Origin of the sequence: Corallococcus caeni, from assembly GCF_036245865.1 — a bacterium.
GTDB lineage: Bacteria > Myxococcota > Myxococcia > Myxococcales > Myxococcaceae > Corallococcus > Corallococcus caeni.
Genome location: NZ_BTTW01000012.1, coordinates 232,299 through 250,947 on the forward strand (window position 1 = coordinate 232,299; position 18,649 = coordinate 250,947).

Consider the following 18,649-nt stretch of genomic DNA (forward strand, 5'->3'; position numbering starts at 1 on the left):
CGGGTGGTAGGACGCGGGCGTGAGGTCTTCCTCATGCCTTCCCGCCCCCGGGAAGCGCTTTCCCGTCAGGAGCGTCAGCCACGATGGCCACCCATCCCCCCGCGTATTCCGCGTCCCGGCCCTTCATCCTCTTCACCACCGGGGCCACGTCCTATGAGCTGGTGCGCTACCTGGGGTCGCGCGCCGGAGGGGAGCTGCTGCTCGCCCGCCGGCACTACGCGCGCACGCCGGGCGGACTGGTGCTCATCAAGCGCCTGCGCGACGTGACGGATGACGTGGCGCGGGCGCGGCTGCGCGAGGAGGTGAAGCTGCTCATGCGGCTGTCCCACCCGGCCATCGCGCCGGTGTACCTGGTGCGGGTCCACGACGGGGCGCCCCACCTGGTGACGGAGTACGTGGACGGGCCGTGCCTGGAGACGCTGTCCAGCTTCGCGGCGCTGCGGCGGCGGCCCTTCTCGGAGGCGTTCGCCGCGTACGTGGGCGCGGAGGTGGCGGACGCGCTCCACCACGCCCATGCGCTGGAGGACTCGCGCGGCCTGCCCGTGGGGGTGGTGCACCGCGACGTCAGCCCCCGCTCCGTGCGCGTGGACGTGCACGGGCGGGTGCGGCTGGCGGACTTCGCGCTCGCGTGGTCGCGGCTGCCCGGGCGCGTGGTGACGGAGCCGGGGCTCGTGCGCGGGGACGTGGCCTATGCCTCGCCGGAGGCGCTGGAGGGCCAGCCGCTGGATGGCCGCGCGGACCTGTTCTCCCTGGGGATGGTGCTCCTGGAGCTGCTCACCGGCCTGCACCTGCTGGACCTGGAGGACGTGGAGCGCGCCGCGCAGCAGGCCCAGCCCCTGCCCGGGACGCGCGGGCTGTGCGCGGAGACGCCCAGCTGGCTCCCCGCGCCCCTGATGGCCGCGCGCATGGCGTGCCTGACGCCCGCCCACGTGGAGCAGGCCACGCGAGGCCTGTCGCCGGGCATGCGGGCGGTGCTCCAGCGGGTGCTCCAGCGCGACCGCGACCTGCGCTTCCAGACGGGCGCGGAGCTGCGGGACGCGCTCCGGGGCCAGCTGAACGCGGAGGGACGGCCCTATGGCCCCCCTGAAGCGCTGCGCGAGGTGGCGGAGGTGCGCACCGACGCGCTCGTGGGCCCCCTGGGAGAGGCGGAAGCCGGGCTGCCGCTGGAGGACGACCTCTGGGACGGCTGCGACGACGACGGCGCGGACTGGACGTGAGGCCCCCTTCCGGACGCCCCGGGGTGCTTGTCATCGCGGGAGGCCGTGGCGAAGACTGCTGGCATGGGTGACGTGAAGGAGCTGCACCGCCGGTGGTGCATCGCGGACGGGCACGCGGATTCGCTGATGTGGAACCGCGACCTGTGCGAGCGGTCGACGGAGGGGCACGTGGACTTCCCCCGCCTGCGCGAGGCGGGGGTGAAGCTGCAGTGCTTCACGCTGGTGACCCGGGGCTTCCCGTTCATTGGCGGCTTCCCGCTGTTCGCCGCGTGGCGCAAGTGGCCCCGCGAGGCGCGCGGCGGCGAGTGGTCCCGCGCGCTCTGGCAGATTGAGCAACTGGACGCCTTCTGCACCCGCTCCGGGGACACCGTGCGCGTCGCCACCACCGGGGCGGGGCTGGAGGACAACCTCGCGAACGGGCGGCTGTCGGCGGTGCTGGGCGTGGAGGGCGGCCACGCGATTGAAGGCCAGGTGGAGCGGCTCGCGGAGCTGCACCGGCGCGGCGTGCGCTTCATGGGGCTCACGCACCTGTCCAACAACGACCTGGGCGGTTCGTCCTTTCCCATGATGGGCAACCGGGGGCTGACGCCGCTGGGGCACCAGGTGATGGAGGAGATGGCCCGCCTGGGGATGAGCGTGGACGTGGCGCACGCGTCCGAACAGACGCTCACGGACCTCTTCGCGCACCCCACGGTGCGCTACTTCTGCTCGCACACCGGCGTGCGCGAGGCGGGCGGCGGCTGGCGCAACCTGTCCGACGCGGCGCTGCGCACCATCGCCCGGCGCGGCGGCGTGGTGGGCATCATCCTGGCGCCGGTGTACCTGGGCGGCGACACGTGGGACGACGTGGTCCGCCACGTGGAGCACGCGGTGGACGTGATGGGGGAGGAGGGGGTGGGCGTGGGCTCGGACTACGACGGCATGGTGGCGCTGCCCCGGGGCATGCGGGACGTGACGGACCTGCCCCGCCTCACGGAGGCACTGCTCAAACGACACCCGGAGTCCTGGGTGGAACGTGTGATGGGTGGCAACTTCCGGCGTTACTTCCGCGAGACGCTCGGCGGCGGTTGACAGCGAAATACCTGTCGAAAAGAGTCGCCGCCACCCATGAACCGTCTTCCCCTCGCGCTCCTGTCCCTCGTCGGTTTCTTCCTCCTTTCCGGCTGTGGCGGGCCGGGCTCGGGCGACTCGTGTGACGGCGGCGACTACGTGTGCCAGGACGACGCGCAGGCGCTGGAGTGCCGCAACGGCGTCTGGCGTCCGCTGGCGTGCCGTGGACCGCTGGGGTGCCGCGAGCTGGCGGACAGCGTACGGTGCGACACGTCCCTCAACCAGGAGAACGACGGCTGCGCCACGGACGCGGAGGGCAAGGGCGTGTGCAGCCCGAACAGCGCCGCGCTCCTCACGTGCCGGCAGGGCGTGCTGGTGAAGACGGCGGATTGCTCGTCCTGCGCCGTGCAGGACGGGCAGGCCGTCTGCCAGCCCTGACTTCAGCGCTCCGGTTCCCCGCTGGAGGATGGCGGTGGGGCGCCGGGGGGCGGCGCGGGCAGGTAGCCGCCCGCGGCCATGCGCTTCGCGGACCGCTCGTACATGGCCGGTGAGAGGCCCTGGACGCCGGTGCCGTCAATCCACCGGTTGTAGAAGTTGAACAGCGCGCAGACGGAGACCGCGTCGTAGACGGCCTCGTCCGTCCAGCCGGCCGCCTTCAGGCGCTCCACGTCCTCGCGGCGCACGTCTCCGGGCGCGTCGTTGAGTCGGTCCACGAAGGCGAACAGCGCCTTCTCGGCCTCCGGGATGGGGGCCGTGCTCACATCGTCCAGCACTGCCTGGACATGCTCCGTGCTGCCCAGCAATTCCGCCGCGACCGCGGCGTGGGAGCCCGTTCAAAACACGCAGGCGTTGCGCCGCGACGTGTACGCGGCGATGAGCTCCCGCAGCCCGGCGGACAGCGGGGACGGGCCGCGCATCACCTCGTGGGTGAAGGCGGACAGCGCGTCCGTCATGCGCGGCTTGAACGCGAACAGGTGCCAGATGCCCGGCGGCGTCATGCCCCCGGCGCGGGCCATGGCGATCAGCTTCCCGTAGTGCCCGTCGGACTCGTGCGACTCGACGTCGGGCAGGTACATGGCTTCCGGGGCGGGGGACTTCCTCATCGCGCACTTCCCTGGCTTTGGACGGGGACGGCCATCAGGCCAGTGACGCGAGGAAGCTGTCCAGCACCGTGTTGAAGGCGTCCGGCTGTTCCTGGTTGGGCAGGTGCGCCGCGCCGGGGATGACCTCCAGCCGCGCGCCCTGGACCAGGTCCGCCATCTGCTTCGCCTTCGCCAGGGGCGTCACGGTGTCGTGCTCGCCCACCACGACGAGCGCGGGCCCCGCGTAGCGCGCGAGCAGGTCCTTGCTGTCCAGCCGCAGCGCCATGCCCCGCTGCGCGGCGGCGATGGACTCCGGCGCCACGGCCAGTCCCAGCTTCGTCACCTCGCGGCCCACCGGGGACTCCGGCCCCGCGTGGACCAGCTTGGGGACCAGCCCCTGGACGACGGAGGCGGTGCCTTCCTTCAGCGCCTGCTGGGCGGTGGCCTCTCGCTTGTCCCGACCGGCGGCGTCGTCCGCGGTGCACTGCGTGTCCGCCAGCACCAGCCCGCGCACCCGGCCCGGGTCCTCGCGCAGGAGCGCCAGGGCCGCGTAGCCACCCATGGACACGCCGCCCACCACCGCCGCGTCGATGTTCAGCGCGTCCAGCAGCGCGAGCGCGTCCTGCGCCAGCATCCGCATCTCCGTGGGGCCTTCACCCCGCTGGCTCTGCCCGAAGCCGCGCAGGTCCGGCACGAGGAAGCGGTAGCGCCCGGACAGCGCGGCCACCTGCCGGTCGAACGCGGAGCCATCCAGCGGGAAGGCGTGCAGGAGCAGCACCGGCAACCCCTGGCCCACGTCCCGGTAGTGCAGCGAAACCCCATCCATGGCGACCGTCAGCATGCGTCCTCCCCTCGGACCCTCGAGGCCGTCCGGGTGCGGCGTCAGATCCACTTCTTGTACTTGAACCAGCCCACCAGCCCCACCGGGAAGCCCACCATCGTCACCCACATGGCGGCGTACCAACCCGGGTGCGTCAACTGTTCGAAGTTCTGCCCGAAGAACCCCACGATGAAGGACAGGGGCAGGAAGAGGGTGGCGAAGATGGTGAGCTGCTTGCTGATGTCGTTGGTGCGGTTGGCCACCATGGACAGGTAGCCGTCCATCACGTTGCCCACCACGTCGCGGCTGGAGTCGATCTGTTCGTACAGCCGGACGAGGTGGTCGTAGACGTCGCGGAAGTACAGCGTCGTCTTCTCCTGAATCTGCGGGATGCCCCGGCGCGACAGCATGCCCACCACGTCCCGCTGCGGGGACAGCACGCGGCGCAGCGTCACCAGCGCGCGCTTGAGCTGGAAGATGCGCTGGAGCTGCTCTGGCTCCGGCTGGGCGAAGATGGCGTCCTCCAGGTCGTCCAGCCGGTCGCTGAAGTCGTCCATGATGGGGAACTGCGCGTCCACGAGCGCGTCCGTGAGCAGGTAGAGGATGACGTCCACGCCCCGGCCCAGCGTGCCGGCGGGGTCGTCCCGCACGCGCCGAACGACGGCCTCATGGCTGGGCAGCTTCAGCGCGTGCACGCTGATGAGCCAGTCCTGCGCGAGGAAGAAGTGCTGCTCGTGCAGCGTGAGCTCCGTGACGTCCGACCCGCAGCTGAAGCCCTGCATCACGATGAACTGGTGGTGCGGGTACTCCTCCAGCTTGGGCCGCTGGTCCAGGTGCAGGCAGTCCTCCACCGCCAGGCGGTGCAGCTGGAAGCGCTCGGCCAGCCGGCCCATCACCTCCGCGTCCGGCTCCAGGACGTCGATCCACTTGGGCCCTGGCCGGTCGAGCAGCTCCTCACCCCCCGAGACAGCCCTGCCGTCCTCCCACAGACAGACCTGGATCATTTCCGTGGACTCCCCGGCCCACCTGTCGGGCCCGGGACGCTTGCTAGAACTCCCCGGACGCGATGTCGAGCGGTAGAGTGGGGGCAACGTGTCCGCTGCCGCCGAGAATCCCCCGCCGGCCTCCCTGACCCCGAGGCTCGAACAAATCCTCCAGTCGCTGCCCGACCGCGCCTTCGCGGCGCGGCTGCGCGCGGTGTATCTCGCCGCGGCCCAGGCCATCTCCCGGCTGAGCGACCTGGACCTGGTGAAGTACGAGACGCCCGTCGTCGACGCCAGCCCCGACCTGTCGCTCTGGGAGGAGATGGCGCCCGTCATCCGCGACACGGTGATGGACGTCAACGCGCTGCTCAACGTCATCCGGGAGCAGTTCCCCGGCGCGCCCCAGGCGTCCGTGTCCAGCAAGGGCCCCGGGGACGTGCCCGGCATGCTCCAGGAGGGCATGGCGAAACTGGCCCAGAGCATCACCCAGCTGGGCGAGGCCATGCGCAACCCGTCCGTGGTGAGCGACCGCTGGCAGCTGCTGGCGGAAATCCAACGTTTCCGGTCCGAATACCGCGAACAGATGAGCCAGCTCGTCTTCGAGTCCGCGAGCACCTTCGGCGAGGTGTCGCGCGCCCAGGTGGTGCCCGGCTACGAGGCGGAGGTGAAGGCGGCCGTCACCGTGCGCGCCATCACGTCCGACCTGTCGCGCATCGTCGCGGCGCGGCTCAACAAGGTGCGTGACGCGAAGCCGGAGGAGGTGCTGTGGAACGCGCAGCAGCTCCAGACGGAGCTGGACGCCTTCGGCCGCACCGCCGCGTACCGGAACCTGCGCGCGCAGGACAAGCGCCACATCGTCGAGGCCCGCGCGGAGATCGGCGCGCTCGCGCTCGAGTCCGCCCCGGAGCAGGGACGGCTGCTGGCGGTGACGGAAGGCCTGGACGCGCTGGTGCGGAGCCTTTCCGCGGTGAACCAGCGCCAGCTGCTCGTCCTCCACGACCGCGAGGTGTGGGCCGCGTGCGGCGTGCGCCTGGAGCGCGCGCTGTCCCAGTCGAAGAAGGACCCGGTCGCGTCCGCCAAGGCGCTGGCGGAGGCCGCGGCCAGCGCGCAGTCGCTCTATGGCCGGGACGCGACCATGGACGCGTTCCTGCGCAAGGCGCGCAAGCTGAAGCTCGCCACGCTCACGGGGCCGGAGCTGCTCTCCACCATCGAGTCCTTCCAGGCCCAGCTCGCGCAACTGGACGTGATGTGACGACCGTCAGAGCGAAGGTCGCGGAGCCGCGCCCCCTGCGGCAGGCGGACCTGTCCGGCGTGCAGGGCGTCTTCACCGATGTGGACGGCACGCTGACGACGGGCCACAAGCTGCGCAGCCAGACGGTGCGCGCCCTGGAGCAGCTGTCCGCGTCCGGCCTGCGCGTGGTGCTGGTGAGCGGCCGGCCGGCGGGCTGGGGCGAGGCGTGGGCCCGGCAGCTCCCCGTGGACGGCGTCGTCGTTGAGAACGGCGGGCTGTTCTTCCTCAAGGACGTCAGGGGGAAGCTGCGCAAGGTGTACCTGGAGCCGCCGGCCCAGCGGGTGGCGAACCGCCAGCGCCTGGAGAAGGAGGTCCAGCGCGTGCTCGCCCAGGTGCCCGGCGCGCGCCTGTCCGTGGACAGCCGCTACACGGAAGTGGACCTCGCCGTGGATTACAACGAGGAGGCCCGGCTGGGCGACGCGGGCGCGTCCCGCATCGAGTCGCTGCTCCAGGCGCGGGGCGTGACGGCGGTGCGTTCGTCCGTCCACGTCAACTGCTGGCTGGGCCGCTTCGACAAGCTCTCCGCGTCGCGGCGTTTCGCCAGGGTGGCGTGGGGCGAGAAGCTGGAGCCCGCGGACGGCCGGTACGTCTATGCGGGGGATTCTTTCAACGACGCTCCGATGTTCCAGGCGTTCAAGCTGGGCGTGGGCGTGGCCAACGTGCGCGCGGTGCTGGACCGCATCGATGCGCCGCCGGCCTTCATCACCCGGGCGCCCGAGGGGCGGGGCTTCGAGGAGCTGGCGCGTGCCCTCCTCGCCCGCCGCCGGACGGTCCGCAGTCGAGGAGTTTCAACGTGAATGTCGTGAAGCTGGAGCTGGCCCGGGGCCTGGGGCGTCACCTGCGCGCGGGGCACCCGTGGGTGTTCCGCAAGGCCCTGGAGCACATGCCGCGCATCCCCGCCGGCAGCGTGGTGGACCTGACGGAGAACGGGAAGTTCGTCGCGCGCGGGTACTATGACCCGCACTCGGCCATCGCTGTCCGCGTGCTCACGCGCGACTCGCGCGAGACGGTGGACTCGCGCTTCATCACCCAGCGCGTGCAGCGCGCCCTGGCCGCGCGCACGGCGCTCATCGACCTGAAGGACACGGACAGCTACCGCCTCATCCACGGCGAGGGCGACGGCCTGCCCGGCGTCGTGGTGGACCTGTACGCGGGCTGGGCGGTGATGAAGCTGTACTCCGCGGGCCTCACCCCCTACCGCCCCCTCATCGTGGAGGCGCTGAAGGCGGGCGTCCCGGGCCTCAAGGGCATCCTCGGCCGTGACGAGGTGGGGCGCGACGACGTGGAGGAGGACGACGGGCGCGGCAGCGGGAAGATGCTGTGGGGCGAGGAGGCCCCGGAGCTCATCCCCATCCGCGAGCGCGGCGCCATCTTCCTGGTGGACGCGTGGAAGGGGCAGAAGACGGGGTTCTTCCTGGATCAGCGGGAGAACCGCCACCTCATCCGCCGGCTGGGGCAGGGGAGGGACGTGCTCAACTGCTTCAGCTTCAGCGGCGGCTTCTCCGTGAACGCGGCGCTGGGCGGCGCCAACAGCGTCTTCTCCGTGGATCAGGATCCGGAGGCCATCGCCCTGGCGCGGGAGAACTTCACCCGCAACGGGCTGCCGGCGGCGAAGCACGACTTCCTGGCGGCGGACGTGTTCGCGCTCATCCAGTCGTTCAAGGAGGAGGGGCGCACGTTCGACCTCATCATCCTGGACCCGCCCGCCTTCGCGAAGAGCCAGCGCGCGGTGGAGGCGGCCGTGGACGGTTATGCGTCGCTCAACCGGCAGGCCCTGGCGCTCTTGCGTCCCGGCGGCCTGCTGGCCACCGCGTCGTGCTCCGCGCGCGTGACGGGGGACATGTTCATGGGCGCCGTGCGCGAGGCAGGCTTCAAGGCCGGCGTGGACCTGGCGCTGGTGGAGGAGCGCTACCAGCCGCCGGACCACCCCGTGCGCCTGCAGTTCCCGGAAGGGAAGTACCTCAAGTTCTACGTGATGCAGTCCGTGTAGCGGACCGCCCGGAGCCGGGGCGCGCCTGTCATGAGGCGCGCCTCCAGGGGACAACGGGGGCCGCTCAGGTGCCGAAGACCTTGTGGGCCACGCGGTCCAGCACGTCCTTGCCCCAGACGACGCTGGCCTTGCCCAGCCGGTCCAGGTCGCGGGTGAACTCGCGGCCGTCCGGCACGACTTCGTAGGTGCGGGTCAGGAAGAGGCTGCCGCTGCCGGGCTCGAAGTCGACGTTGCCGCCGCCGGTGTCCGTGCCCTCTTCCTGCTGCTGCCGGAAGCCCTCGATGATGCCGGGCTTGGGCGGTTCACGGAACCGGTAGATGAGCGCGCTGCACTTGAGCGCGGGCGGGGACTCGACGTGCTCGAAGGCGTACTGGCCCTCGCCGTTGAGCATGCCGCCCAGTCCCTGTTCGTTGAGGCCTTCGCTGACGCCGGCGCCCTGGGACTGGAGGTACCACTTCACCAGCTGCCGGGCCGCGTCGCGCGTCATCGGTCCGCCCGCGGGCGGCGCCGGACGCGCCATGCCCATGGTGGACAGGAGCCACTGCAGCTTGCTGGTAAAGGAGCTGATCACTTCGCGGGGATGACGCGGTCCGCGACGCGGTTGAACACTTCGTCGCCCCACACGAGGCTGGCTTCCACGAGCCGGTCGACGTCTTCCTTGAACTGCTGCTCCGACGGCACCACGCCGTACGTGCGGCTCAGGAAGAGGGACTTGTTCTCGGTCTCGTAGTCCACCTTGCCGCCGCCGGCGTCCGTGCCCTTCTTCTCTTCGTCACGGAAGCCGTCGATGACGCCCGGCCGGGGCGCGTCGCGGAAGCGGTAGATGAGGGCGCTGCACTTCAGCGCCCCCGAGTCCTTCACATGCTCGAAGTAGACCTGCGCGTCGCCAAGCGCGGCGCCGCCAAATCCCTTCGCGTTCAGCCCGGAGGCCTGCGCATCGCCTCCGTGGGCCCGGATGAATGACTGCACCAGTCGCTGGGCTTCTTCGAGCGTCATACGTGCAGTCATACCAGTCCGGACCCGGGATGAGAACTAGCCGGCGCGGGCCTGGTCGAACGGGACGCGCTGGTTGAGGTACGTGTCGTTGATGTTGTGCGCGCCCGAGAAGATGCTCTTCTCGGAGAAGTAGCGGATCTTCGCGTCCTTGCCCGCGTGCTTGAGCAGGTCCAGGGGGCCCTTGCCGCTGGTGCCCAGACCGAAGAGGCCCGGCACGGGGTCCTTGTCGTTGACGTAGTGGACGTACTTGGGGCCGTCCGGGTAGGTCGCCGCCGCGGCGCCGAAGGTCTCCACGGAGACCTTGCCCAGCTTCTCCTGCACCTGCGCGGGGGACATCCCGTCTTCGATGCGCAGCCGCTTGGCCACGTCGTTCAGCGCGCGGCTGGTGATGAGGCCACCCTGGCTGTGCGCCATCAGGTGCACGTCACGGCCGGCCTTCAGCTCGGTGTAGAGCGAGTCCGCCAGCGTGTCCACGGCCGGGTTCTTGCCCTTGTCCAGCTTGTCCGTCACGCACTGGCCCAGGTCCTTGAAGAAGCCCTCGGTGGAGTTGTGGATGCCGATGGTCTTCTGGCCCGTCTTGTCCGCGATGGCCTGCATCGTGGTCTCCTGGCCCGCCTTGTCCGTCATCATCCCGTTCACGTAGATGATGGTGCCGGGGCTCTTCACGCCGCCCTTGGGCTCGTAGGCCGGGATCTGGCTCAGCGGGGTGCTCGCGTCGAACGCCTGGCCGCCCTTGCCCATGATCTTGCCGTCATAGGCCTTGTCCTTCGCACCCGCCGGGGCGGTGAACACGGCCGCGGGGGCCGCGGTGCGCACCGCGCTGTTCGTCGCCTTCGCGTCGAAGCCGTCCTTCACGGTGTTGGCCGGCTTCGCCGTCGCGGGGGCGACCGGCTTGGCCGTGGGGGCCGTGTTGGTCGTCCCCGTCGTGGTGGTGCGCGCGATGTTGTTGTTGGAGGTGCGCCCGATGGTTCCCATGGCTTGAGGCTCCTGCGGATTTTTGAAGGGGGAAGGGAAAGCTTGTTGCGTTGATCCATTCTCACCCGAAGCGCCGAAAAGTTGCGAGCAGGTCACGGAATGTGTGCAACGCGCTGCGTTGCGCGCGTCTGGCCAGGGTGGGGCGGGAGGGGGCGGTTAAGGTGGGGGCATGGTCCAGAAAGGTCAGTTCCTGGAGCGCTCCACGCTCATCCCGGTGGGTTCGGACGGAGCGGTGATGGAGGGCACGGTGCACCGGGGGCAGAGGTCGCCGCCGCTGCTCATCCTCCCGCCCCGGCCGGAGGAGGGGGGCGGGATGGATCACGTCGTGGCGGCGGAGCTGGCCTTCGCGGTGGCGCGGGCGGGCTTTCCCACCCTGCGCTTCAACCACCGGGGCGTGGGGGCCAGCCAGGGCGTCCGGGGCACCGGCGGGGCGCTGGTGGAGGACGCGGAGGCCGCGATGCGGGTGGCGCTGGAGAACGCGGGCACGTCCGCGCTCGCGGTGGCGTCGCTGCACGGTGGGGCCCGGGTGGCGCTGGCGCTCCAGGAGCGGCACCCGGCGGTGGGCGGACTGTGTCTGGTGGCGCCGGATGTGGATCCGCTGTCGCTCGTGCGACTGTCATGTCCGCTGCTGGTGATTGTGGGGGCGGAGGACACCCGGGTGCCCCGGGCGGCGCTGGCCGCCGCTGTCGCCGAGGCCGGGGGGGATTTAGAGGTCATCGACGATGCCGGGGCGACCTTCCATCGCAACCTTCCCCAGGTGGGCCGGGCGGCGGCGGCGTGGCTCCAGCGGCTGGCGGGCGGGTAGGGCGGGGGCGTGCAAACCGTTGGACTTCTTCACGTTTCTTCATCCCCGGCGCCTTGCACGGCCGGCCGGGGGGCGGACAGACTGGAAGTGCAGACCCAATCGTCCCGCCGTGCGTTCGTAGTGGGTCTTCGAGGCGTCTTCGTTCAAGGAGTGTCCCGATGCGGATGAGGCGATGGAACGTGGTTCTCGCGGCGCTGGCCCTGTCGGCCTCGGCGTGTGCTTCCGCGTCGCGGGAGCCGGAGGCCCCGGCCGGGCAGGACCTGGCGGCCGCGGAGGCGGAGGTGGCCCAGGCGGTGGCGCAGGGCTCGGATGACGTGGTGTCCGGCGCCATCGTGGTGGACTTCAAGGACGGCACCACGAAGGAACAGTTCGACGCCTGGGAGCAGGCGTGGGGCGTGGACCTGGAGTTCAACTCCCTGGAAGGCCCCGAGACGGGCGTCACGCTGGCGGTGGGCGTGGACGACGTGGAGGACGTGCTCCAGCGCATCCGCCAGAACCCGGCGGTGGAGTCCGCCGAGCCGCTGATGCAGGTGCGCACCAGCTACACGCCGAACGACCCCCAGTACGAAGCCCAGTGGAACCTCCGGATGATCGACATGCCGAAGGCCTGGGACGGCAACCGGGGCAAGGGCGTGGTGGTGGCGGTCATCGACACGGGCATCGCCTACGAGGACCACGACGATTTCAAGCAGGTGCCGGACCTGAAGGGCGTGTCGTTCGTGAAGGGCTATGACTTCGTCAACGACGACGAGCACGCCAACGACGACCACGGCCACGGCACGCACGTGGCGGGCACCATCGCGCAGGCCACCAACAACGGCGAGGGCGTGGCGGGCGTGGCGTTCGACGCGACGCTGATGCCGCTCAAGGTGCTGAACCACTTCGGCAGCGGCACCTCCGCGGACATCGCGGACGCCATCCGCTTCGCGGCGGACCACGACGCGAAGGTCATCAACATGTCGCTGGGCGGGGGCCTGTACTCGCAGGTCATGGCCAGCGCGGTGGACTACGCGCGCAAGAAGGGCGTCACCGTGGTGGCCGCGGCGGGCAACACCGGGCGCGGCCGGGTGGAGTTCCCCGCGGCGTACCCGGGCGCGGTGGCGGTGAGCGCGGTGGGCCCGTCCGGCACGCGCGCGCCGTACTCGTCCTACGGCAAGGAGCTGGACATCGCGGCGCCCGGTGGCGACAAGCGCCAGGGCGACTCCGGCGGCATCCTGCAGAACACCATCGACCCGCGCGACCCGTCGCGCTCCGTCTACGCCTGGTACCAGGGCACCAGCATGGCCGCCCCGCACGTGGCCGCCGTCGCCGCCATGCTCTACGGCGCGGGCGCCACCACGCCGGACGAGGTGGAGCAGGCGCTCTACGCCGGCGCGAAGGTGGCGGAGAACCAGGCCTGGTCGGAGGAGTACGGCCACGGCGTCCTCAACGCCAGCGCGTCGCTGCAGGCCTTCAACAAGGGCGCCTCTCCCCACTGGCAGCCGCTGGCCTGGGCCGCGGCGCTGCTCGCGCTGGTGCTGCTCACGCTGCGCGGCCGCGAGCGTCCGGGCTACCTCAACGTGTTCTTCCGTCCGGCGTTCCTCGTGCCGCTGGTCCTCTCCACGGTGGGCTTCTTCTTCCTGCGCACCTGGTTCGCGGGCGCGGCGGGCGCGGCACAGGATGTGGTGAGCGTGGCGTCGCTGCCCATCCCGGACTGGCAGCGCATCATCTTCGGCCGCGGCACGGTGAACCCGCTGTTCTACAGCGCGCTCATCCCGCTGGGGCTGTCGCTGCTGGCCATCCCGTGGCGGGGCTTCCGGCCGGCGGTGGGCGGCCTGGCGTTGGGCTTCGCGGGCTTCCTGGCCTACGCGGCGTGGGCGGGCGCTCCGGCGCTGGCGTGGATGCCCTTCACCTTCCTGGCGAAGCCGTGGCTGGGCTTCAACACGGTGGTGTGCCTCGTCATCGCTCGCGCGATGCTCAAGCGGGAGGACGCGTGAAGCTCTCCGGCACGGTGCAGTACCAGGACCTGGAGGGCGGCGTGTGGGTCCTCAAGGCCGACGACGGCCGGACGTACCAGCTGGCGGGCGGCGACCGGAAGATCAAGAAGGACGGTCAGCGCATCTCCGCCGAGGGCGACATCCAGCGCGACACCCTCACCGCCGCCATGGTGGGGCCGGTGTTCCACGTCACCTCGTACAAGGCGGACTGAGGGGGCGCCCGGGGTGAGCGCCCCGCGAGGGCCTCACCCCGCGAGGGCCCGGCGCGCGGACCGCCGCTCCGTCACGGCCTTCTGGAGGTGGCGGGCCAGGCGGGAGATGCCCACGTCGATCTGCTCCGGCGTGAGGTAGCTGCACGACAGCCGCAGCTCGTGCTCGCCGCCTTCGCCCAGGTAGAAGTAGCGCATGGGCGTCCAGAGCACCTGGAAGTCGCGCGCGGACTCCTCCAGCAGCGCCTCGTCCACTTCGATGGGGAGCTTCATGACGAGGAAGAAGCCCCCGTCCGGCACGTTCCACGTCACGTCGCGCGCCCAGGCCTCGCTCCGGGGGAAGTAACGCTCCAGCGCCTGGAGCGTCGCGTCCATGTTGTCCTTGTAGAACCGGATGGCCTCCTGGTTCGCCTCCAGGAGCCCGCCGCCGTTCAGCACCAGCATGCCGCCCACGATGGCCTGGCACAGCGACGACGTGTTCACGGTCAGCAGGCTCTTGATCTTGGAGAACTCGTCCGCGAGCAGGTGCGTCTTGCCGTCCTTGCCCGTGACGCGTTGATCCACCACCGCGTAGCCCAGGCGCAGGCCGGGGAACGCGGACTTGGAGAACGAGCCCAGGTAGATGACCTGCTGGCGCTCATCCATCGACTTGAGGGTGGGCTTGCGCGAGCCCTCGCGCGAGAAGAAGCCGTAGGGGTTGTCCTCCAGGATGAGGAACTGCTCGCGCGCGGCGAGGTCCAGCAGGCGCTGACGTGACGCCTCCGGGAGGCTGCGGCCGGACGGGTTGGCGAAGTCCGCCACGAGGTAGAGCGCGCGGGGCCGCTTGCCCTCCGCGCGCAGCGCCTGGACCTTCGCCTCGAGCGCGTCCAGGTCCAGCCCGTCCTCGCGCTCAGGCACCGGGGCGACCGTGATGTCCAGCAGCCGCGCCGCGCCGGTGATGCCGATGTAGCAGGGCATGCCCACCAGCAGCACGTCCTCCGGCCGGGAGAACAGCGCGCGCAGGGAGAGGAACATGCCCTCCTGGCAACCGACGGTGACGACGATGGACTCCGGCGCCACGAGGATGCCCTCGTCCTTCTCCAGCATCCGCGCGAGCAGCTCTCCGATATGGCCGTTGGTCCGGCCGTACTGGAACAGGAGGCTGGTGACCTTCGCCTCGCTGAGGCCCCGCTCCTCGCGCAGGTAGCGCTGGTAGGCGTCCAGGTACGTGGCGATCTGCCGGGAGTCGTAGAACTTCTCGTTCGGCCTGCCGGGCGCGAAGGAGATCGCCGCCGGGAAGCGGATCGCGATCTCGTTCAGGAAGTTCATCACGTCCAGGAGCGGATCGGCCAGCGAAGCGTGGAGATGGTCGGGGGTGAGCATGGCGGGCGGGGACGATAGAAGGCCATGGCCCACCAGTGCCAGGGCCCCCCGGGAATCGCCGCCGTTCGCCCCTCAGCGCCGGGGCTTGCCCTTGCCGGGGCCATGTGCCTCCGACTGCCGGAGCCGCTCCTCCTCGTAGGCCTCCATGGGCACCTCGCCCCGGCGCGCGGCGTCGCGAAGCTGTCGCAGGGCCTTGCGCTCGGCCTGGAGCGCCGGATCCGCGTCCTTGCCCAGCGGCTCCACCGGGTGCTGGACGTCGTAGACGCTCAGGGACACGCCGCGCCCATCCAGGAGCCCCAGGGCCACCAGGGACAGCGTGGCCACCGTCACCCAGGGCAGCAGCTGCACGGCGAAGAGGGGCACGGGCTTCGTGGCGCGCACCGCCTCGTCATCGGGCAGGGTTCCGCGTCCCCAGACCGAGGGGAAGTGCCGGGACGCGGCGCGCAGGCCCAGCAGCGCCGTCCATCCCACCAGCGCCAGCCCCAGCACGGCGCGCCAGTCCGTCACGTCATCCGTCGTCGCGTCCTTCGCGAGCCCCGAGTGCGTGGCGACGAGGAACAGCACCGACGACACGATGTTGTTGGCCGCGTGCGCCGCGATGCCCGGCCACAGCGAGCCGGTGCGCAGGAAGAGCCAGCCGAACAGCAGCCCCAGCTCCGCCCGCGCGAGGAAGCCCACCGGATCCAGGTGGAACGCGCTGAACACGACCGACGTGATGATCAGCGCTCGCCACGGCGAGGCCGGGGCGGGCGGCGTCAGGGCCCGCTGGAAGAGGCCCCGGAAGAAGATCTCCTCGCACAGCGGCGCGGCCACGGACACACCGCCCAGCAGCAGCGCCAGCTCCACCGGCGTCTGGCCCTCGAAGAGGCGCGAGGCGTCGAACAGCTCGCGCAGCCACGCGGGGGCCACCCGCTGCGCGAGGAACTGCACGGGCACCACCACGGCGAAGAAGTTGGCCACGCCCAGCAGGAAGCCGAACAGCGCGGCAGGGCCCAGGAAGGGCGTGAGGCCCACGTACGCGGCGGGCCGGTACCCCGAGCGGCGCAGCATGATCCACGCGAGGCCCAGGAAGAGGAACACCTCCGTGAACCACACGCCGAAGGCGGGGTTGAGCAGCTGGGTCAGCGCCCCCAGCGTCACGAAGAGGCCGAAGGCCAGGGCCGCGGCGAGCACGGGGTGGGGCGGCGACAGCGGCGCGGGGGCCTCCGCCGGCCGCGGGTCGCTGGAAGGGGAGGCTTCGTCCACCGTGTCGTCTCCTGCCCCCTCTTTTTTCCGCCAGGCGGAAAGAGGGGTGGGGTGCCGCGTTCGCTTCGAGGCGCTGGGGGAGCTGCTCTCAGGCCCGGTGGAGATAGCCGCGGATCTGCTCCGCGAGCGGGTTCTTCCGGGGCAGCTCCGCCGCCGCGGCCGGGTCGCCCAGCCGCAGCTTCTTGTCCTCTTCCACGAGGATGCGCTGATCCAACAGGTACTCCACCGCGTTCTCCAGCGTCGTCTTCGCCAGCGACTCGGCGGCGGTGATGCGGCCGGCGTTGTACTCGAGGCGCCCCGTCTCCAGCGCCAGCTTGACGAACGTCTTGCGGTCGGTGGCCACGCCCGCGGCCACGTCCGGCAACGTCATGGCGGTCAGCAGGTAGGCCTCCAGGAAGTCGCGCAGCAGGTCCGCGAGGAACTCCAGGTCCGGCTGCGCGTGGGCCTCCGGCGCGCGCGTGAGCGTGTCGCCCTCGTGGATGACCAGGCCCATGCGCACGAGCTGCTCGACGCACTCGGCGAAGATGGTGTCGAACGACGCGCCCACCCGGTAGATGAACTCCACCTTGAAGAGGCGCGACAGGAACAGCGCGCGGGCCTTCACGGTGTCGTACGGCGCGGGCGTGCCCGCGAGCAGCGCGTTGGCCACCAGGCTGCGCGCGGCCACCAGGTTCATCAGCGTGTTCTTGTAGAAGGACATCTCCGGGCGGCGCGCATCCTCCACCTGGTAGCTGACCTCGCCGCGCGCCTCCTTGGTGCGCACCATCTCGTCGGAGATGAACTCGCGCATCGCGTCCTGGATGGGGCCCAGCGTCTCCGGGTTGCTCGGCGCGTTGGCCAGCTCCTTGGACAGCCGCGCGCCGTCCTCGGAGGCGATGCGGCGCAGCAGGCTGATCCGGTCCGTGAGTTCGCGCTGGGTGAGGCCGCGGCGGCGGTGGGCCAGCAGCGACGCGCTCACCAGCGCGTGCGGCGTGACGGTGGACACCTTGCTGATGCCGTACATCACGCGGTTGCCCAGCGCGCGCACCAGGCCCTTCTTCTGCTCGTCCGTCACCGGCTCCTGCGGCGACAGGCCACGCGCCTTCATGAACTCCACCAGCGACAGCGGCTCGTCGAAGGTGAGGTGGATGCGGCCGTAGCGCGCCGCCAGCACCTTGGGCGCGCTCAAGAGCGCCTTCAGGTCCTCCGGCTTCTTCTCCCCGCCGGCCAGCTCCTTGGAGTAGCTGCCGGACTCCACGACCTTCTCGTAGTCGATGGAGACGGGCACGAAGTAGAGGTCATTGCGCGCGCCGTCCAGCACCGCCTCCACCTGCCACGTGAGCATGCCCAGCTTGGGCGTGAGCAGCTTGCCCGTGCGCGAGCGGCCGCCCTCGGGGAAGAACTCCTGGTGGATGCCGTCGTGCACCAGCTTCTTGATGTACGCCTTGAAGGACGCGGCGTAGACCTTGTCGCCCTTGAACGACCGGCGCAGGAAGAACGCGCCGCAGCGGCGGAACAGCGGGCCCAGCGGCCAGAAGGACAGGTTCGCGCCCGCAGCGACCAGCGGCGCGGTGTAGCCCCGGTTCCACAGCACCCAGCTCATCACCAGGTAGTCCACGTGGCTCTTGTGGCTGGGGCAGAGCACCACCGGCGCCTTGCCCGCGGCCTTGAGCGCGCGGTGCAGCCCCGCCTCGTCCACGCCGATGCCGTCGTAGATGCGGTTGAACACCCACTCCAGCATCGGCGCGATGAGCGCCAGCACGGACGGGTTGGGCCTGGACGCGATGGCCTCCAGGTTGCGCTTCGCCTCGCGCTGCACGCTCGCGGGCTTGCGGCCCGTGGCGGCGGCGTGCTCGTCCAGCACCTTGCGCAGCTGCCGGTCGCGCAGCGTCTCCTCGATGAGCCGGTCCGTCGGCTTCTGCGGCGGGCCGAACACCGCGCGCGTCTCACGCGCCAGGTACACGTGCAGCGTGCTGCGCACCTTGCGCGCCAGCACCTCGTCGCTGACGCCCGGGTTCTCCTCGATGAAGCGGCGCAGGTCGATGGGCTCTCCCACGCGGAACTGCGCGCGCTTGTAGTTGCGGAAGAAGGCCACCATGGAGTGCACGAAGCCCGGCGCCTCGGGGCTTCCGAACACCACGTCGCGCCAGCCCGGCTTGAGCTTCGCGGCGCGCTTCTCCCAGACGAACAGCTCCGGCACCAGGAACACCGGCCGCTCGGAGCCGCGCGCCAGCCGGACCAGCTCGGGGAAGGGGTCCTCGCGCGTCTCCTTGCCGGAGGCGTGCAGGAGCGCCGTGCGGCGCAGGAACACCAGGCCGCTGCCGCCCTGCTCGCGGGCGTAGCGGAAGCGCTCCTCCACCGCGCCGTCCTGCGCCGTCTGGCGCCAGGGCCGGGTGAACCACGGACGTAGGTTCACCACCGCGCGGATGGGCGGCATGGCCCGGCGGACCATGGCCCACGCGATGTAGAGGAAGTTGATCCACGCGGTGGTGCGCATGACGTGCACCACGAAACCCCGGGCGCTGAGCGCGCGCAGCTCGTTCTCGGCCTCGGGGGGGAAGTGCACCCCGTCGAAGTACCGCGCCCCGAGCACCCGGGACATGGGACCGAATTCCTCCTTCAAGGCTTCTCCTTGCGTCGCGGTCTGCGCCAGCGCGGTGTCCATCGCA

General features: G+C 71.0%; 19 protein-coding genes. 9 read left to right on the top strand and 10 right to left on the bottom strand.

Features of this window, described 5'->3' with window-relative positions:
• Window positions 1-83 precede the first annotated feature (83 nt).
• From AABA78_RS36340 to AABA78_RS36350, 3 genes are all read left to right on the top strand, one after another.
• Window positions 84-1,217: a serine/threonine-protein kinase gene (locus tag AABA78_RS36340; protein WP_338270064.1), complete on the top strand. Its 1,134-nt coding sequence runs from the start codon at window positions 84-86 to the stop codon at window positions 1,215-1,217.
• 63 nt (window positions 1,218-1,280) lie between these two features.
• Complete coding sequence (locus AABA78_RS36345; protein WP_338270091.1) at window positions 1,281-2,288, top strand: dipeptidase; 1,008 nt, start codon at window positions 1,281-1,283, stop codon at window positions 2,286-2,288.
• Between the two features lie 36 nt (window positions 2,289-2,324).
• Entirely contained in the window at window positions 2,325-2,705 is a 381-nt protein-coding gene (locus tag AABA78_RS36350) for a hypothetical protein (protein WP_338270065.1), read from the top strand.
• Window positions 2,706-2,707: 2 nt separating this feature from the next.
• Here AABA78_RS36350 and AABA78_RS36355 read toward each other — a convergent pair whose 3' ends face one another.
• The 4 genes from AABA78_RS36355 to AABA78_RS36370 are packed head-to-tail and all read right to left on the bottom strand — an operon-like array spanning window position 2,708 to window position 5,173.
• Entirely contained in the window at window positions 2,708-3,040 is a 333-nt protein-coding gene (locus AABA78_RS36355; RefSeq protein WP_338270066.1) for a carboxymuconolactone decarboxylase family protein, read from the bottom strand.
• 60 nt (window positions 3,041-3,100) lie between these two features.
• Entirely contained in the window at window positions 3,101-3,370 is a 270-nt protein-coding gene (locus tag AABA78_RS36360) for a carboxymuconolactone decarboxylase family protein (protein ID WP_338270067.1), read from the bottom strand.
• Window positions 3,371-3,404: 34 nt separating this feature from the next.
• Complete coding sequence (locus AABA78_RS36365; RefSeq protein ID WP_338270068.1) at window positions 3,405-4,190, bottom strand: alpha/beta fold hydrolase; 786 nt, start codon at window positions 4,188-4,190, stop codon at window positions 3,405-3,407.
• Window positions 4,191-4,231: 41 nt separating this feature from the next.
• Complete coding sequence (locus AABA78_RS36370; RefSeq protein WP_171420976.1) at window positions 4,232-5,173, bottom strand: magnesium transporter CorA family protein; 942 nt, start codon at window positions 5,171-5,173, stop codon at window positions 4,232-4,234.
• 88 nt (window positions 5,174-5,261) lie between these two features.
• On the opposite strand from AABA78_RS36370, the gene AABA78_RS36375 reads away from it, so the two are divergent.
• Genes AABA78_RS36375 through AABA78_RS36385 form a run of 3 tightly spaced genes read left to right on the top strand, consistent with a single transcriptional unit; the run spans window position 5,262 to window position 8,433 of the window.
• Window positions 5,262-6,404, top strand: a complete 1,143-nt coding sequence (locus AABA78_RS36375) for a hypothetical protein (RefSeq protein ID WP_338270070.1) — start codon at window positions 5,262-5,264, stop codon at window positions 6,402-6,404.
• Window positions 6,401-7,240: an HAD-IIB family hydrolase gene (locus tag AABA78_RS36380; RefSeq protein WP_338270071.1), complete on the top strand. Its 840-nt coding sequence runs from the start codon at window positions 6,401-6,403 to the stop codon at window positions 7,238-7,240. Before AABA78_RS36375 ends, AABA78_RS36380 begins: the two co-directional genes overlap by 4 nt.
• Complete coding sequence (locus tag AABA78_RS36385; protein ID WP_171437591.1) at window positions 7,237-8,433, top strand: class I SAM-dependent methyltransferase; 1,197 nt, start codon at window positions 7,237-7,239, stop codon at window positions 8,431-8,433. The genes AABA78_RS36380 and AABA78_RS36385 overlap by 4 nt, the downstream gene beginning before the upstream one ends.
• 64 nt (window positions 8,434-8,497) lie before the next feature.
• Here AABA78_RS36385 and AABA78_RS36390 read toward each other — a convergent pair whose 3' ends face one another.
• From AABA78_RS36390 to AABA78_RS36400, 3 genes are read right to left on the bottom strand one after another with little or no spacing between them, the layout of a single operon-like run.
• Window positions 8,498-9,004 carry a hypothetical protein gene (locus AABA78_RS36390; RefSeq protein WP_338270072.1) on the bottom strand — a complete coding sequence of 169 codons (507 nt, stop codon included), beginning with the start codon at window positions 9,002-9,004 and terminating at the stop codon, window positions 8,498-8,500.
• Window positions 9,001-9,429 (bottom strand): hypothetical protein, encoded by a 429-nt coding sequence (locus AABA78_RS36395; RefSeq protein WP_043321345.1) that lies wholly within the window; start codon window positions 9,427-9,429, stop codon window positions 9,001-9,003. Before AABA78_RS36395 ends, AABA78_RS36390 begins: the two co-directional genes overlap by 4 nt.
• A 36-nt stretch (window positions 9,430-9,465) precedes the next feature.
• Window positions 9,466-10,404, bottom strand: coding sequence for an alpha/beta fold hydrolase (locus AABA78_RS36400; protein ID WP_338270074.1), 939 nt, complete (start codon window positions 10,402-10,404; stop codon window positions 9,466-9,468).
• A gap of 169 nt (window positions 10,405-10,573) precedes the next feature.
• Here AABA78_RS36400 and sglT point away from each other — a divergent pair, with 169 nt between their 5' ends.
• The 3 genes from sglT (at window position 10,574) to AABA78_RS36415 (ending at window position 13,397) form a co-directional block, all read left to right on the top strand.
• Window positions 10,574-11,209, top strand: coding sequence for a type IV pili motility protein SglT (gene sglT / locus AABA78_RS36405; RefSeq protein ID WP_338270075.1), 636 nt, complete (start codon window positions 10,574-10,576; stop codon window positions 11,207-11,209).
• A gap of 158 nt (window positions 11,210-11,367) precedes the next feature.
• Entirely contained in the window at window positions 11,368-13,185 is a 1,818-nt protein-coding gene (locus AABA78_RS36410) for a S8 family serine peptidase (protein WP_338270076.1), read from the top strand.
• Window positions 13,182-13,397: a DUF5818 domain-containing protein gene (locus AABA78_RS36415; protein WP_171420230.1), complete on the top strand. Its 216-nt coding sequence runs from the start codon at window positions 13,182-13,184 to the stop codon at window positions 13,395-13,397. Before AABA78_RS36410 ends, AABA78_RS36415 begins: the two co-directional genes overlap by 4 nt.
• A gap of 33 nt (window positions 13,398-13,430) precedes the next feature.
• On the opposite strand, the gene AABA78_RS36420 is transcribed toward AABA78_RS36415, so the two are convergent.
• From AABA78_RS36420 to AABA78_RS36430, 3 genes are all read right to left on the bottom strand, one after another.
• Window positions 13,431-14,756, bottom strand: a complete 1,326-nt coding sequence (locus AABA78_RS36420) for an aminotransferase-like domain-containing protein (RefSeq protein WP_338270077.1) — start codon at window positions 14,754-14,756, stop codon at window positions 13,431-13,433.
• 72 nt (window positions 14,757-14,828) lie between these two features.
• Entirely contained in the window at window positions 14,829-16,001 is a 1,173-nt protein-coding gene (locus tag AABA78_RS36425; RefSeq protein ID WP_338270078.1) for a CPBP family glutamic-type intramembrane protease, read from the bottom strand.
• An 88-nt stretch (window positions 16,002-16,089) separates the two neighbouring features.
• Window positions 16,090-18,645, bottom strand: a complete 2,556-nt coding sequence (locus AABA78_RS36430; protein WP_338270079.1) for a 1-acyl-sn-glycerol-3-phosphate acyltransferase — start codon at window positions 18,643-18,645, stop codon at window positions 16,090-16,092.
• Window positions 18,646-18,649: the final 4 nt, after the last annotated feature.